The organism is Kineosporia sp. NBRC 101731 (genome assembly GCF_030269305.1).
Classification (GTDB): Bacteria; Actinomycetota; Actinomycetes; order Actinomycetales; family Kineosporiaceae; genus Kineosporia.
In genome coordinates this window covers 852,903-866,576 of the sequence record NZ_BSTC01000001.1, presented here as the reverse complement: position 1 = coordinate 866,576, position 13,674 = coordinate 852,903, and the positions used below count along the sequence as shown (strand labels likewise).

The following is a 13,674-nucleotide window of genomic DNA, read 5'->3' as shown; positions in this document are numbered from 1 at the left end:
GTTCAGCACGGAGGTGCAACCGTGACGTCGTCTTCGTCCCACCTGGTCGTCATCCGTGGCAACTCCGGATCGGGCAAGAGCACCATCGCGAAGCAACTACGTCTTCACGCAGGACGGGGATGGGCACTGGTCGAGCAAGACTTCCTGCGCCGCATCGTGCTCCGCGAGCGCGACAGCGGACCGGGCCTGGCCCCCGCCTTCATCGAGCACAACGTCAGGTTCCTTCTGCACCACGGATATCACGTCATCCTCGAGGGCATTCTGTTCACCGGCCGGTACGGCGAGATGCTACGAACCCTGGCCTCCGAGCACAGTGGCCCCACCCACTTCTTCTACTTCGACATCAGCTTCGCCGAGACGGTGCGCCGTCACTCCACCCGTCCGCAGGCCGAGGAGTTCACGGCCGAACAGATGCGGGACTGGTACACCCACCGAGATCTGCTCGACACCCTGAACGAATCCGTTATCGGCGAGACATCCACCGAGGAAGAAACTTTGACTCTTATAGCGCAGACGGTCGGCATCCGAGGCGGATAAAATTCCGCCGTGCATCGCAGCCGATTCTCCACTCTGCTCATCGATGTCCCCCGCGACGAAGCCCCCGCGGCGGCGACCTTCTGGTCTTCGGCCCTCGGCGTGCCGGCCACCCCGGTTCCCGGCGAGGAACAGTTCACGAGTCTGAAGGGCGCGCTCCCGGGCCTGGTCACGGCGATCCAGGCGATTGACGACCCGGCCCCCCGGTTCCACATCGACATCGAGACCGATGACCTCGACGCCGAGACGAACCGCCTCCTCGCCCTCGGCGCCGTCGAGATCAGCCGCTGGCTCGACTGCCGCACACTCAGAGCACCCGGCGGCCATCTGCTCTGCGTCATCCCCGTACACAGCGACCCCGAAACCTTCCAGAGCCTGTCCACCGTCTGGCCGTGAGATCGAAGCCGAGTGGTGGCAGGAACCTGGGTCAACCCGCCGCCGGGCTCAGCCAGACACCTGCGGTCTCCAGGCCGTCCGGCGCCCACAACAGGTAGCCCTCCCCCACCCCGGCGAAGCGGAGGTCGCCGGTATTCACCGCATCGCCGCGCGCCGACAAGGATCTCCAGTCGTCAGCCAGCGGGGCATGCTGTGGACCGCTCTCCTCGGCCCAGACGAAGTCGTCGGCCCTCAGCTCGTAGCCGTCATGAGCAGTGACGCTGACATGCGCCGCACCGACCGTACGACCGACAGCAACCGACGACACCGTCACCCGCGCCTGCGGCTCGACCCCCTCGTACACCGTCACGGCGCTGCCGACCTGGAGGTACCAGGACCGGTCGGCAGCCACCGGCTCGACCCGGTCACCCACGCTCCACACGCCCGCGAGCCGGTCGGTACCGGGCACCGTCCAGGCCAGTTCACCGTCGGACACCCCCTCGTACGTCCAACGGACCGTGCGGAAGCCGTCGACCGTCACCGCAGCAGCACCCGAAAGGCGGTCGAGAGAATCACCCGCCCAGACGAAATCGGACAGCGGCAGGACGAACTCGGCATCCGAGTCGACCATCACCTCGACCGTTCCCCTGCCGTTCCCGTCAACCGCCACCGAGCTCACCGTGACGCGGGCCAGCGGGTCACGGCCCCGGGACACCGTCACCGAATCACCGTGCTGCGCATAGACCAGGTCGGCCGGGGCCGCGCTCGGGGCCGGATCGGGATCCTCACCCCAGAAAGCATTCCAGTGCACCCCACCGGCGAACAGCGCAGCCGCGACCAGCCCGGCGCCCACGGTCGCGGCTGCGGTACCGGCGATACTGCGCCGCTGCTGACGCCGTTCCCCTCCCCGCACCGCCGCGTCGAGGTCGAACTCGGGCATGCCCTGGGCCTGCGTCACCGCGTCGAGTTGTTTGAGTCTCTTCGACAGCGGAGTGGGTTCTGCGTTCATCGGATACCTCTGCCGGTCTCGTCGAGGTCGAGTTCGGGTACGAGTTCGGATACGGGCCGCCCACCGGACGGCGAACCACGCGAGTCGTCGTGCAGACGATCGTCGATGAAGTTCTCGCCGAGGATTCGTCGCAGCCGGACGACGGCGTCGGAGCAGTGACGCTTCACGGTACCCGGCGCGGCCCCCATGATCTGCGCGACCTCGGCCACCGGCCGGTCTTCGACGTATCGCAGCACCACGGCCGCCCGCTGCCGGGTGCTGAGCCCCGACAGGGCCCGGGCGAGGTCGAGCCCCAGGTCAGCACCGCCGGTGGTCTCGTACCCGGCCTCGGGCAGTTCATCGGTGCTGTGCTCACGCCGCCACGGCCGACGCCACTCGTTCAGCATCTGCCGCACCAGAATTGCGCGCAAATAGGCTCCCGGATAGGCAATCCCGTGCACCCGGGGCCACGCGACATACATCCGCTCCAGTGCCCCCTGCACGTAGTCGTCGGCCCGGTGCCAGTCTTCACACATCGTGTACGCGAAGCGCCGCAGCCTCGGCAACTCCACCTGCGCCATCTGCTGGAAGCGGTCTTTCAGGTCCTGCCTCATCCGTCCCCCGCGATCACCCGGACAGCCGTTCTCCTTGCCCCCAGGCCGCCGGGCAGACAGCTTTCCGTCTGCCCGGCGCTTTCACACCATGCGCCGACCCAGCCGGATCAGCCGACACCCCAGGCACCGGCCACCACACCGACGCGCGGCGACCAGACGACCTCACCGGCCTCGACGTCGGTGTAGCCGAACGTCAGGGTGCGGGTGGTCTTCGGTGCCACGGTGACCTTCCGGGCGTTCACCACCCGGTGCCGCTCACCGGCCTCGTCCACCCAGACGAATGCCGCCGGCCGCAGCGAGATCTTCTTCAGCACCTCGACCTCCAGCCGGAGCGCCCCCTTACCCTCGGCGTGCACGGCCGACTGCGCCGTCACCCGGGCCACCGGCGCACCGGCCTTGTAGACCGACACCACCGCGTCTCTCTGCACGTAGCTGGGCGACAGCAGATGCGACAGACCGATGATCCGGCGCGCCGAGACCTTCCAGGCTCCGACCGTGTTCTCCCGCCGGGGTGCCCAGAGCACATTGCCGTTCTCCACCCCGTCGAACCGGATGGAGACACTCTCGGTGGTTCCGCCCTTGATCCTCACCTTGCGCAGTGGACTGACCGCGTCATGGTCACCGGTGGCATCGGCCCAGACGAACTGGCCGAACCGCAAGGCGAAGGTCTGATGGGCCTTCACCGTCAGCACCAGTTTGCCCCGGCCCTCGGGATGCGCAGCCGAGGCGACGCGCACGTCGGCCAGCCTCTCCCCGGACCGGTACACCTGCACCGCTCCGCCCCGCTGCACGTAGGACAGCTGGTCACCGGTCTGGGGCAGACCGGCAGCCACCAGCCGCCCCTCTCCCGCCACCGGCTGGGCCTGCGCCACCGGCGCCGACCCGACCACCAGTGCCGCACACATGGCCAGGACCGCCGCCCTCGCCGTGGTCACCTTCTTCATCAGGTTGTTCCCCCTCGACCCTCGACACTCGTCTCGACGACAGTGCGTGATGCGCTGTCGTCGGGAAGAACACGGCGGAGCCCTCGCGGGGTTGGGGGTCGGAGCGAAAAACTTTCACCCGATCTATCGCCCACACAACACACGATCGAGATCATGAACACCATGAGTCCCAGTAGCACCACTGAATGGCGGGAGCACCTGGGCCACCTCAACGGCGGGCCGCCGGCCACGGAGCAGGAACTCCAGGAGGCGGAAGACCGCCTGGGCACGAAACTGCCGGAAGAGCTCCGCAGCCTGCTGACCTTCAGCAACGGCCTACCAGGGGCAGGCCTGTGCTCCACCACCGAGCTGCGCTGGACCAGAGACCCGGCCTACGACCTCTTCGACGCCTGGTCCAGCTTCGAGGAGGTCATCGAGCTGATCGGCAAATGTCTCGTGGTACTCGACGACGGCGATGGCCTCTTCTGCCTCATCGACTCCACCCGCACCGCCGACAACGGGGAGTGGCTCGCCTACGCCTGGGCGGCCGGGGACGGTGAAGACCCCCGGCCCTTCCCAGGTCTCAGCGCTCTGATGAAAGAACTGACCGCACCTCACCACCCGGCGGGCAGCGGGCGTCCCTCCTCGTAACCGGCGGGCGACTGCGTGCCGACCACGACCTTCTCGGAGAACTCGGTCACGCTGCGCGCACCGACGTAGGTGAACGCCGAGCGCACCCCTGAGGTGATCTGGTCGAGCAGGTCCTCGACACCCGGCCGGGCCGGGTCCAGATACATCTTCGAGCTCGAGATGCCCTCTTCGAACAGGCCTTTACGAGCCCGCTGGAACGGCGAGTCGGCCTTGGTACGAGCGGCCACCGCACGCGCCGACGCCATCCCAAAACTCTCCTTGAAGGGGCGGCCCGACGCGTCCGTCGCCAGATCCCCGGGGCTCTCGTGGGTGCCCGCGAACCACGACCCGACCATGACCGCACTGGCGCCGGCCGCCAGCGCGAGGGCCACGTCACGGGGGTGGCGCACCCCGCCGTCCGCCCAGACGTGCCCGCCCGCCTCGCGGGCAGCTTCAGAACATTCGAGGACAGCCGAGAACTGAGGACGCCCGACACCGGTCATCATGCGCGTGGTGCACATGGCGCCGGGGCCCACCCCGACCTTGACGATGTTCGCCCCGGCGGCGATCAGGTCGCGGGCTCCCTGGGCGGTGACCACGTTGCCCGCCACGACCGGAACCTGCGGGTCGACCGACCGCACGGCCCCCAGCGCCTCGATCATCTTCTCCTGGTGCCCGTGCGCGGTGTCCACGACCAGCGTGTCCACCCCGGCGTCGAGCAGGGACTTCGTGGTCGCGGCGACGTCACCGTTGATCCCCACGGCCGCGGCGATACGCAGCCGCCCGGAGGCATCCAGAGCCGGCGTGTAGACCGTGGACCGCAGCGCGCCGGTACGCGTCAGCGCACCGACGAGCACGCCGTCACGCACCACCGGGGCGAACCGGCGACGGCTCTCGTGCAGCACCCCGAAGGCCGCTTCCAGGTCGGCCTCGGCCGTGTCGGCGTCGATCGAGACCACGCCCGCCGTCATCACGGAGCCGACCTGGGTGAACCGGTCGACACCGGCGCAGTCGGCCGCCGTGACCACGCCGAGCACGTGCCGCTGCGCGTCCAGCACCACCGCCGCCCCGTGAGCCCGCTTGGGCAGCAGGTTCAGCACGTCGGTCACGGTGTCGTGCTCGTGCACCTCGACCGGCGTCTCGAAGATCGGGTGACGCTGCTTGACCCAGGCCACCACATCGGCGACCACGTCGAGCGGCAGGTCTTGCGGGAGCACGGCCATGCCACCACGGCGGGCCACGGTCTCGGCCATCCGCCGCCCGGAGATCGCCGTCATGTTGGCCACGACCACCGGGATCGTCGTACCGGTGCCGTCGGGACTGGCCAGGTCGACGTCGAAACGCGAGGTCACGGCGGAACGACCCGGTGCGATGAAGACATCGTTGTAGGTCAGGTCACGCTGCGGCACATGGCCGTCGAGGAAACGCAAGGGTGCTCCAGACAAATCGAAGTAGAGGACTTCACAGTAAACGAGCGGGACCGGCTCAACGGTGCCCGTCCGCGTGGCGACGAACCTCTTGGCCTCGGCAACGACCCGTTCCGCGGGCCGGACGCGGGCACCTGCTGGGAGATCAGCCACGGCCGGGCCGTCTACGTCTGCACCGGCGGCCCGGGCACCGCGATCGGGCGCACCGAGCAGCACTGTCCGCCGGTCACGCGGCGCGAGGACTGCATCCGTCAGGTCGCGGAAAATTTCAAGGCCGGGAAACTGGTCGTTTCCTGATCACATTCACACCCCTGGCCGGTGAATCCGGCCCGGGGTGTGTCATCGTGGTCCGGATGCCTGAGCACACCGGCCACGAGCACGCCTGTTGCGCGCCTGCGCGCGAGTCGTCGGGCGAGAAGGCGCCGCCCCAGCCCCTGCGGCCGGGCGCCGGCAGTCACACGATCGAGCAGTGCCCGATCCCGGGTCAGACCTTCGCCATGGGTGATCATCACGGCGACGGCAAACGGGCCGACGGCGAGACCCCCGTGCACCCGGTCACCGTGTCGCCGTTCAGCATCGACGCCACGAGCGTCACCAATGCCGACTGGGCGGTGTTCGCCGAGGCCAGCGGATACCGCACCGAGGCCGAGACCTTCGGCTACTCCGCCGTCTTCCACCTGGCCCTCGCCGCTGACGAGGCCGACATCATCGGCCAGCCGCCGGCCACCCCGTGGTGGCTCGGGGTCACCGGTGCTGACTGGAAACACCCGCAGGGCAGGCACTCCGGGATCGATGACCGCCCCGATCACCCGGTCACCCACATCAGCTGGAACGACGCCGCGGCCTACTGCGCCTGGGCCGGGCGGCGACTGCCCACCGAGGCCGAGTGGGAGGCCGCCGCACGCGGTGGGGTCCCGGGCCGGCGATACCCGTGGGGCGACGACGAGATGGTGGACGGCGCCTGGCCGTGCAACATCTGGCAGGGCGTTTTTCCCCAGGAGAACACCCTGGACGACGGCTATCTCACCACCGCGCCGGTGCGTAGCTACTCGCCCAACCGGTACGGGCTGTGGCAGGTCGTCGGCAATGTCTGGGAATGGTGCTCGGACTGGTCCCATCCGGCCTACTACCGTTTCGGCCTCACGGCGGGCACCGTCACCGATCCGCCGGGCCCGGACTCCGGGAGCCAGAAGTCCATGCGGGGAGGGTCTTTTCTCTGCCACCCGTCCTACTGCAACCGCTATCGCAACGCGGCCCGCTCGTCCAACACACCCGACTCCTCGATGGCCAACACCGGGTTCCGCACCGTCGCCCTGTGAACGCGTCCTCACTCTGAGTGCTACGACAAATACTTCGCAGGGATGCGTTACCTGGCGCTTTACCTGACTTTGAGATCAGGAGCGCGAGGATCACCGGGCAATGCCGCGGGCGCACTGCCGATCCCCTGATGTTCGGCAGTGCGTCCCGCGGCCCGATCCCGCTCGGAGGCCCTGAACCCGATGAACGAAGTCCGCAACCGCCGGTCGATGAAGAACTCCCGGCGACGGCGCGTGTACCTGGTCTCGGCATCACTCACGGCCCTGGTCCTCACGGCCGGGGGCACGGCGATGGCCGTGCAGCAGACCAAGACCACCGCGCCGGACGACACCACCACGGTCGCCTACGGCAAGCGCAGTGCCTACCCGGCCTCGGACGGCGCCACGCAGCACGTCAAGAAGAAGCACCGCAAGAAGCGGGCCACCACCACACCGACGCAGACGGCGACCGCCGAGCCCTCGGCGAGCACCCCGTCCGCCAGCACCGAACCGACCGAACCGACCACGACGGCCGAGCCCACCCAGACCACGGCACCGGCCGCCACCACGAAATCGGCTTCCACGAATGCCGCTTTCGCCGGCACGAAGAAGACCGAGAACTGGACGGCCAACGTCTCGGAGCTCTACACCAAGTACGAGCGCGGCGGCAGCACGGTCAAGGGCGGGGTCAGCGACTCCGGCGCCACCGACGGCAAGGCCGTCAACCTGACCATCCCGGCCGGTGCGGGTTCCTCACCCGGCAACGCCGCCGAGCTGGCCTCCAAGGAACAGTTCACCTACGGCAGTTTCAGCAGCCGGGTGAAGACCGCCGACTGCTCCGCCCAGCCGAACACCGGTGCGGTGACGGGCATCTTCACCTACGGCAACGACGGCACCGACAAGGACGGTGACGGTCTCACTGACAACAGCGAGATCGACATCGAGGTGCTCTGCGCCCGGCCCGACGTGCTGAACCTGACCATCTACACCGACTACGAAGACAGCACCGCGAAGTCGCAGCGGGTCTCGCGCATCGTGGATCTGGCTGCCGGTAAGGTCATTTCGACCTGCTACTACACCGACTTCTCGGGTGAGTGCAAAGAGGTGCTGAGCGGCACCCAGGCCAGCCCGGCCACGGTGCCCGCCATCTCGGGCTTCGACTCCTCGAAGTCGTACAACGACTACAAGATCGACTGGACCGCCGGCGGCGTCACGTTCACCATCACAGACTCCTCCGGCAAGGGCATCACACTCTGGGACTACAAGGGCCCGGCCGAGCGCATCCCGAGCCGCCCGGCGAGCTACCTGGTGAACTTCTGGCACACCAGCGACTGGGCCGCCGAAGGCCGCCCGAAGTCGGTGCAGTCCCCCACCTCGCCGCTCACGGTCGCGGTCGACTCCAGCGTCACCCAGGCCCTCAAGTAACCCATCTGAACCACAAGCGCCGCGCGTCCCCGATCGGGACGCGCGGCGCTCTGCCGTCTGGGATGAAGGACGCACGGGGAGACTTCGGCACGCCCACCCGGCAGCGCGGTGTAGGCGTTGGCACCCAACCCCTTGTCGTGATCATGCAAAGTGTCCCCGGAGTTCTGAAACTCCGGGGACACTTCGCATGATCACGAACGAAGGGGATCAGCAGGCTCCGCCGTCTACCCAGACGTCCTGGGCGTTGGCGCCCGGAGTGTCACCGTAGGTCCACCACTTGGCGGCCCAGGAGTGGTTGTTGTACTTGACCTTCGTGCCGCCGGTGTAGGCCGTGGTCTTGTTCCACGCCGCGAGGCCGGTGCAGCCGGTGCTCGGCGGGTTGGTCGTACTCGTGGCCGTGGGGGCCACGGTGGGGGCGACCGTCGTGGTGGTCGGCACGGGCGTGCTCGGACTGGTCGGGTTGGTCGGCGTGGTGCCGCCGCCGGTGCCGCCCGGCAGGCTCGCCAGGTGACCGCCCACGGTGTTGGCCCAGTTGTAACCGTTCGACGCATCCCAGTTGATCGACCAGGTCATGGCACCACGCAGGGTCGGGTACTTCGCGGCCGGCTTGTACGAGCCGCAGTTCGTGCCCTGGGTGAGACAGTCGAGGGCGTTGTTGACCACCGACGGTGCGACGTAACCACTACCGGCACCGCTGGTGCTGGCGGGAAGACCGAGACCGACCTGGTCGGCACGCAGATGCCCGTCGAGCAGGATGTCGGCCAGGGCGGTCTGGAAGTCGACCGTGCCGGAGCTGTAGGCCTTGCCGTCGCGCCCGAGCATGCTGCCGGAGTTGTAGTACTGCGTGTTGACCACGGTGATCAGGTCTTTCACCTGGTCGATGAGCTGCAGGTAGGAACCGCCCGGCTGCACGTAGATCGTCTCGGGGGCCATGGTGAGCACGAAACCCGAACCGGCCTTGCTCCCGATCTGCTTCAGCGCCGAGGTCATGTTGACCAGATTCGGGGCATTCTCCAGGTCGATGTCGACACCGTCGAAACCGAACTCCTGCATCAGGCCGTAGGTACTGTCGGCGAAGGCCGTGGCCGCGGCGGCGTCGGGCAGCGAGATCGTGCCGTTCTGGCCGCCGACCGAGATGACCACCTTCTGGCCACGGGCCTTCAGTGTGGCCACGTCGGCCTTGAACTGGGTCTCGGTGTAGCCACCGGCCACCGAGGTGTCGAGGTTGAAGTCGATGGCGCCGGTGCGGCTCGGCACCGCGTCGGCGAAGGCCACCGCGACGATCCCGTAACTGGTCGGAACCTCAGACAGTTTCAGTGATTTCGCACCGTTGTTGAAGTTCTGCCAGTAGCCGGTGAGTAGGTGGGTCGGCAGCGCGGGGGCGGCACTGGCCGCTCCCGAGCCGAACAGCGTGGTGGCGGCGAGCATCACCACGACGGCGGCGAGAGAGACCATCCCGATCAGGGTGCGGGGTGATGTCCAGCGTGCGGCCGGTGATTGCGGATGACGGACTGAGAGGCGTCGGCTCATCAGTAACTCGATTCAGGGAAGGGTGTCCGGCTGGGTCAGGAACAGTCGGCTTGGTGCCCTGCAATTAGTAAGTTCCCCTCACTAATTACTCCCTCAAAGGTAGCAGCGCCCGGATCCCCTGACCGCCTGGAAGTTTCCATTTCACATTCATTTAGGCGTGCGACAAGCCCGTGCTGACTGAAGTCGGAAATTGGGTGGCGGCCGAAGAACACGGCGCCTATCGTCGACAGCATGTATCTGGGCACCGCTTTCATGCGGCTCCGGTTCGCCGCCTGACGGCGGCGCCACCCGAGCCCCTCTCCGCGCCGCCGTTCCGGTCCTCATGAGCCGGGCGGTCCTTCGGCCTGCCCGCGCTCTCCAGAAACCAGAGCCGCGGAGACATTCGTGCCCCTTAACCAGAACCTTCTGCCCGCCGGCGACAGCGCCCATCTGCGCGCCGAGCACCTGCATCTCTCCCGGGGCGGACGTGCCTTGCTGCGCGACGTCTCGGTCACCGTGTCGGCGCGCTCGCGCCTGGCCGTGGTCGGCGAGAACGGCCGGGGCAAGACCACCCTGCTGCACCTGCTCGCGGGAACCCTCTCCCCCGACTCCGGAACGGTTCACCGGACCGGTACTTTCGCCCTGCTTGACCAGAATCTCGAGGTACGCGGCGGCGAGACCGTCGGCACCGTGGTCGACCGGGCCATGGCCGCGCCACTCACCGCTCTGGCGGAGTTCGCGACGGCCGCCGCGGAGCTCGCCGACGGGCACGGCGAGGACCGGTACTCCCAGGCCCTCGACGCCGTCACCCGGCTGGACGCCTGGGACGCGGAGCGCCGGGTGGACGTGGCTCTGGAAGCACTCGGCGCCTGCCCGGACCGGACGCGGGAACTCGCCACCCTCTCCGTCGGGCAGCGGTACCGGGTACGCCTGGCCTGTCTTCTCGGAGCCCGGTACGACCTGCTGCTGCTCGACGAGCCGACCAACCACCTGGACGCCGACGGACTGGCCTTCCTCACCGAGCGGCTGCGGCAGCATCCGGGTGGGCTGGCCGTCGTCACGCACGACCGGGCCCTGCTCCGCGACCTGGCCACCGACGTCCTGGACCTCGACCCGAGCCGGGACGGACGTCCACACTTCTTCTCCGGGGGGTATCCGGGCTGGCAGGACGGTAGGCGCCGGGAGTACGAGAGCTGGGTCGCCGACCACTCCGGTCAGGTGGCCGAGCACCAGCGCCTGGTGCAGGCGGCCGCCCTGGCCCGCGATCGCCTGAGCACGGGGTGGCGACCGGACAAGGGAACAGGCCGGCATCAGCGGCAGTCGCACGCCCCGGCGGTGGTGCAGGCCTACCGGCGGCAGCAGGAAGACCTGGCCGCCCACCGGATCACGGTGCCCGAACCCCCGGCCCGGCTGACCTGGCCCGAACCGGAAGTACACCGGGGAGAGACCCTGCTGACCTGTGAACAGGTCACCGTCGAGGGGCGGCTCAGTACCCCGGTGTCGCTCCGGCTGAACGGTGGAGATCGCCTCCTGGTCACCGGGCCGAACGGGGCGGGTAAGTCCACGCTCCTCACGGTGCTCGCCGGTCAGCTGGCGCCTTCCACCGGATCGGTGAAATCCGCGCCGCACGAACGGATCGCGATCGTCGGCCAGGAAGTGGGCCGGTGGCCCGGCGGGCGCACGGCGCAGGAGATCTACGACGACCGGCCCGGTCGGCCGTCCCTGGCCTCGACCGGCCTGCTCGACGCCGAGGCCCGGCGGACACCGGGCGACCAGCTGTCGCAAGGGCAACAGCGACGGCTGGACCTGGCCCTGCAGATGGCCCGCCGACCCGGCCTGATCATCTTCGACGAGCCGACGAACCACCTGTCGATGACGCTGGTTGACGAACTGACCGCGGTCCTGGCCACGAGCCGGGCCGCGGTCGTCGTCGCCACCCACGACCGGCAGTTGCTCAACGATCTGGCGCACTGGCCGGTGCTCGAGCTCTGATCAGGGCATCCGGACGACCACCTTGGCCTGCTCCGGTGCCGGGTTGAGCGCCCGCCGGAACGCGGCGTCGATCTCGACCACGTGCAGCACGTCGGTGACGTAGTCGGAGGCCAGTTCCGGGTGCTCGGCGAGGTAGTCGTCCGCCTCGGCGAGCATCCGGCGCCGGTCCAGCGTGAGACCCGTTCGCAGGGTCAGGTTCTTGCGCTGCAACTGACGCAGGTTCACGCTCTGCGTGGCCTCGTCGGCCACCCCGAAGAAGTAGATCTGACCGCCGAACGCCGCAACGCGGATCGCGTCGTTCAGGGTGCCCGCCTGGTGCCCGATGCACTCGACCACCAGGTCGGGCCCGAGGATCGCGTCGCGGGCCCAGCGGTCGGTCGAGGCCCAGACCACCTCGTCCACACCGAACCGGGGCCCGATGCCGTCGCGCCTCACCCGGTCGACCCCGATGATGCGCCCGGTCCCGCGGGCCCGCAGTACGTGGGCGAAGAGCAGCCCGATCGGGCCCAGACCGAGCACGGCCACGTTCTTGCCGCGCACGTCACCCATCGTCTCCACGGCGTACAGAACACAGGCGAGAGGTTGCAGCAGCACGGCGATCTCGGGCCTGAGCCCGGATCGGTACCCAGCCACCTCGTCCCCACTGGTGACCACGAACTCGGCCACCCCGTCCGCCCGCGTCGCCCACCCGACCACCTGGTCGCCGACCGCGTGCGCCGGGTGCGCCGACGCGACCACCCGACCGGTGATCTCGTGCAGCGGAAAGCCCGGCTCCCCGAACATGCTTTCCTTCAGCGTGCCCTCCGGCGTCGTCGCCCCCTGGAAGAACCCCAGGTCACTGCCGCAGAGGCCGCCCGACGTCGTGCGCAGAACCACCTGTCCCGCCGAGGGTTCCTCGGGTGCCGGTACCGAACACCGCTCGAACCGCCCCGGACCCGCCAGCCGATAAGCCCACATCCGACTCACCCCATCCGCACGTGACACGCACCCGTTACCCGTCCAGTCAGGCTAAGCGCCCGGAGGGCCCGGATGCCCGCTGCGCCGGTGAACGGCTTCAGCCGGTGGGACGAGAAGGCTGACCGGCCGGCCACCGCGCGTAGGTCTGACGACCGTGCACCGCACCCGGCCCGGTGACGAGCGTGCCGGTGCCGCCCGCGACCGCGATCCTCATCAGGCGCTCAGGTCCCACGACGGGGTCACCTCGGAGAGCCGGGTCACCTCACCGACGGGGACCAGCGACGTCGGCCGCAACCGCGCCCCCGAGTAGGTCGCGGTCTCGTCCGTCACGACCTCGGCCTCGGGAACCGCCCGCCGGATGAACTCGTCCAGGCCGTAGCGCTGCGGGCCGGCGATGTCGATGTGCCCGTTCAGCGGCGATCCCAGCGCCGTCCCGGCCACGATCCGCGCCACCTCGCAGGCTGCGATCGGCTGGACGAAGGCCGAGGACAGCCGCACCACCCCGGTCGCGTCGGTGGACATGGCCGCGATGCCCGGCGCGAACTCGAAGAACTGGGTGGCCCGCACGATCGAGTAGGCGATGCCGGAGTCGCGCACCAGCTTCTCCTGCGCCACTTTCGCCCGCATGTAGCCGCTGTCGGGGATGAGATCGGTGCCGACGATCGAGAGCACCACGTGATGCTTCACCCCGGCGACCTTCTCGGCCTCCAGCAGCACCCCGGTCGACGTGGTGAAGAAGCTCATCACGTCGTCGTCGGCGAACGACGGCGAGTTCGAGACGTCCACCACGACGTCGACCCCCTCCAGCGCCAGCCCTTCACCGGTCAACGTGTTCACGCCGGTCGAGGGCGATGCCGCGACCACGTCGTGCCCCTGCTCGCTCAGGATCGGGACCACCTGCGCACCGATCAGGCCACTGCCACCGATCACGACGATCTTCATGATCTACCTCCGGATTAACCCGGACACTATTTATCCGAGTTCATAAACCATACCCGGACACCG

Annotated in this window: 15 protein-coding genes; 7 read left to right on the top strand and 8 right to left on the bottom strand. The window is 68.7% G+C overall.

Annotated elements, in window-relative coordinates; genetic code table 11:
* Nucleotides 1–21: 21 nt before the first annotated feature.
* Both QSK05_RS03765 and QSK05_RS03760 read left to right on the top strand, forming a co-directional pair.
* Nucleotides 22–537, top strand: a complete 516-nt coding sequence (locus tag QSK05_RS03765) for an AAA family ATPase (protein ID WP_285593929.1) — start codon at nucleotides 22–24, stop codon at nucleotides 535–537.
* A gap of 9 nt (nucleotides 538–546) precedes the next feature.
* A complete protein-coding gene (locus QSK05_RS03760; protein ID WP_285593927.1) occupies nucleotides 547–930 on the top strand; it encodes a VOC family protein in 384 nt (127 codons plus the stop codon).
* Nucleotides 931–961: 31 nt separating this feature from the next.
* Here the strand turns inward: QSK05_RS03760 and QSK05_RS03755 are convergent, their stop codons facing one another.
* The 3 genes from QSK05_RS03755 to QSK05_RS03745 form a co-directional block, all read right to left on the bottom strand.
* Nucleotides 962–1,918, bottom strand: a complete 957-nt coding sequence (locus tag QSK05_RS03755; protein WP_285593925.1) for a hypothetical protein — start codon at nucleotides 1,916–1,918, stop codon at nucleotides 962–964.
* Nucleotides 1,915–2,511, bottom strand: a complete 597-nt coding sequence (locus QSK05_RS03750) for a SigE family RNA polymerase sigma factor (protein WP_285593923.1) — start codon at nucleotides 2,509–2,511, stop codon at nucleotides 1,915–1,917. Before QSK05_RS03750 ends, QSK05_RS03755 begins: the two co-directional genes overlap by 4 nt.
* Before the next feature lie 107 nt (nucleotides 2,512–2,618).
* Entirely contained in the window at nucleotides 2,619–3,455 is an 837-nt protein-coding gene (locus QSK05_RS03745) for a hypothetical protein (RefSeq protein ID WP_285593921.1), read from the bottom strand.
* A gap of 153 nt (nucleotides 3,456–3,608) precedes the next feature.
* Between QSK05_RS03745 and QSK05_RS03740 the strand changes: the two genes are divergently transcribed.
* Complete coding sequence (locus QSK05_RS03740; RefSeq protein ID WP_285593919.1) at nucleotides 3,609–4,085, top strand: SMI1/KNR4 family protein; 477 nt, start codon at nucleotides 3,609–3,611, stop codon at nucleotides 4,083–4,085.
* Here QSK05_RS03740 and QSK05_RS03735 read toward each other — a convergent pair.
* The gene (locus QSK05_RS03735) at nucleotides 4,049–5,494 is read right to left on the bottom strand and encodes a GuaB1 family IMP dehydrogenase-related protein (RefSeq protein ID WP_285593917.1); all 1,446 of its coding nucleotides are present in this window, start codon (nucleotides 5,492–5,494) and stop codon (nucleotides 4,049–4,051) included. The genes QSK05_RS03740 and QSK05_RS03735 overlap by 37 nt on opposite strands.
* On the opposite strand from QSK05_RS03735, the gene QSK05_RS03730 reads away from it, so the two are divergent.
* The 3 genes from QSK05_RS03730 (at nucleotide 5,474) to QSK05_RS03720 (ending at nucleotide 8,211) form a co-directional block, all read left to right on the top strand.
* Nucleotides 5,474–5,788: a hypothetical protein gene (locus QSK05_RS03730; RefSeq protein WP_285593916.1), complete on the top strand. Its 315-nt coding sequence runs from the start codon at nucleotides 5,474–5,476 to the stop codon at nucleotides 5,786–5,788. The genes QSK05_RS03735 and QSK05_RS03730 overlap by 21 nt on opposite strands.
* 56 nt (nucleotides 5,789–5,844) lie before the next feature.
* Nucleotides 5,845–6,810 (top strand): formylglycine-generating enzyme family protein, encoded by a 966-nt coding sequence (locus tag QSK05_RS03725; protein ID WP_285593915.1) that lies wholly within the window; start codon nucleotides 5,845–5,847, stop codon nucleotides 6,808–6,810.
* Nucleotides 6,811–6,990: 180 nt separating this feature from the next.
* Complete coding sequence (locus tag QSK05_RS03720; RefSeq protein WP_285593914.1) at nucleotides 6,991–8,211, top strand: glycoside hydrolase family 16 protein; 1,221 nt, start codon at nucleotides 6,991–6,993, stop codon at nucleotides 8,209–8,211.
* A 207-nt stretch (nucleotides 8,212–8,418) separates the two neighbouring features.
* On the opposite strand, the gene QSK05_RS03715 is transcribed toward QSK05_RS03720, so the two are convergent.
* A complete protein-coding gene (locus tag QSK05_RS03715) occupies nucleotides 8,419–9,666 on the bottom strand; it encodes a glycosyl hydrolase family 18 protein (protein WP_285593913.1) in 1,248 nt (415 codons plus the stop codon).
* A gap of 459 nt (nucleotides 9,667–10,125) precedes the next feature.
* Here QSK05_RS03715 and QSK05_RS03710 point away from each other — a divergent pair, with 459 nt between their 5' ends.
* Nucleotides 10,126–11,712: an ABC-F family ATP-binding cassette domain-containing protein gene (locus tag QSK05_RS03710; RefSeq protein ID WP_285593912.1), complete on the top strand. Its 1,587-nt coding sequence runs from the start codon at nucleotides 10,126–10,128 to the stop codon at nucleotides 11,710–11,712.
* Here the strand turns inward: QSK05_RS03710 and QSK05_RS03705 are convergent, their stop codons facing one another.
* The 3 genes from QSK05_RS03705 to QSK05_RS03695 all read right to left on the bottom strand — a co-directional run bounded on the left by QSK05_RS03705 (nucleotide 11,713) and on the right by QSK05_RS03695 (nucleotide 13,611).
* A complete protein-coding gene (locus QSK05_RS03705) occupies nucleotides 11,713–12,669 on the bottom strand; it encodes a zinc-dependent alcohol dehydrogenase (protein ID WP_285593911.1) in 957 nt (318 codons plus the stop codon).
* 97 nt (nucleotides 12,670–12,766) lie between these two features.
* A complete protein-coding gene (locus tag QSK05_RS03700) occupies nucleotides 12,767–12,901 on the bottom strand; it encodes a hypothetical protein (RefSeq protein WP_285593910.1) in 135 nt (44 codons plus the stop codon).
* Complete coding sequence (locus QSK05_RS03695; protein ID WP_285593909.1) at nucleotides 12,883–13,611, bottom strand: SDR family oxidoreductase; 729 nt, start codon at nucleotides 13,609–13,611, stop codon at nucleotides 12,883–12,885. The genes QSK05_RS03700 and QSK05_RS03695 overlap by 19 nt, the downstream gene beginning before the upstream one ends.
* Nucleotides 13,612–13,674: the final 63 nt, after the last annotated feature.

What these genes read in the sequence shown, in the direction of transcription:
- QSK05_RS03705 (WP_285593911.1), bottom strand. Translation starts at nt 12,669, where the DNA reads ATGTGGGCTTATCGGCTGGCGGGTCCGGGGCGGTTCGAGCGGTGTTCG.
- QSK05_RS03715 (WP_285593913.1), bottom strand. Translation starts at nt 9,666, where the DNA reads ATGGTCTCTCTCGCCGCCGTCGTGGTGATGCTCGCCGCCACCACGCTG.
- QSK05_RS03755 (WP_285593925.1), bottom strand. Translation starts at nt 1,918, where the DNA reads ATGAACGCAGAACCCACTCCGCTGTCGAAGAGACTCAAACAACTCGAC.
- QSK05_RS03730 (WP_285593916.1), top strand. Translation starts at nt 5,474, where the DNA reads ATGGCCGTCGAGGAAACGCAAGGGTGCTCCAGACAAATCGAAGTAGAG.
- QSK05_RS03750 (WP_285593923.1), bottom strand. Translation starts at nt 2,511, where the DNA reads ATGAGGCAGGACCTGAAAGACCGCTTCCAGCAGATGGCGCAGGTGGAG.
- QSK05_RS03695 (WP_285593909.1), bottom strand. Translation starts at nt 13,611, where the DNA reads ATGAAGATCGTCGTGATCGGTGGCAGTGGCCTGATCGGTGCGCAGGTG.
- QSK05_RS03725 (WP_285593915.1), top strand. Translation starts at nt 5,845, where the DNA reads ATGCCTGAGCACACCGGCCACGAGCACGCCTGTTGCGCGCCTGCGCGC.
- QSK05_RS03720 (WP_285593914.1), top strand. Translation starts at nt 6,991, where the DNA reads ATGAACGAAGTCCGCAACCGCCGGTCGATGAAGAACTCCCGGCGACGG.
- QSK05_RS03740 (WP_285593919.1), top strand. Translation starts at nt 3,609, where the DNA reads ATGAACACCATGAGTCCCAGTAGCACCACTGAATGGCGGGAGCACCTG.
- QSK05_RS03745 (WP_285593921.1), bottom strand. Translation starts at nt 3,455, where the DNA reads ATGAAGAAGGTGACCACGGCGAGGGCGGCGGTCCTGGCCATGTGTGCG.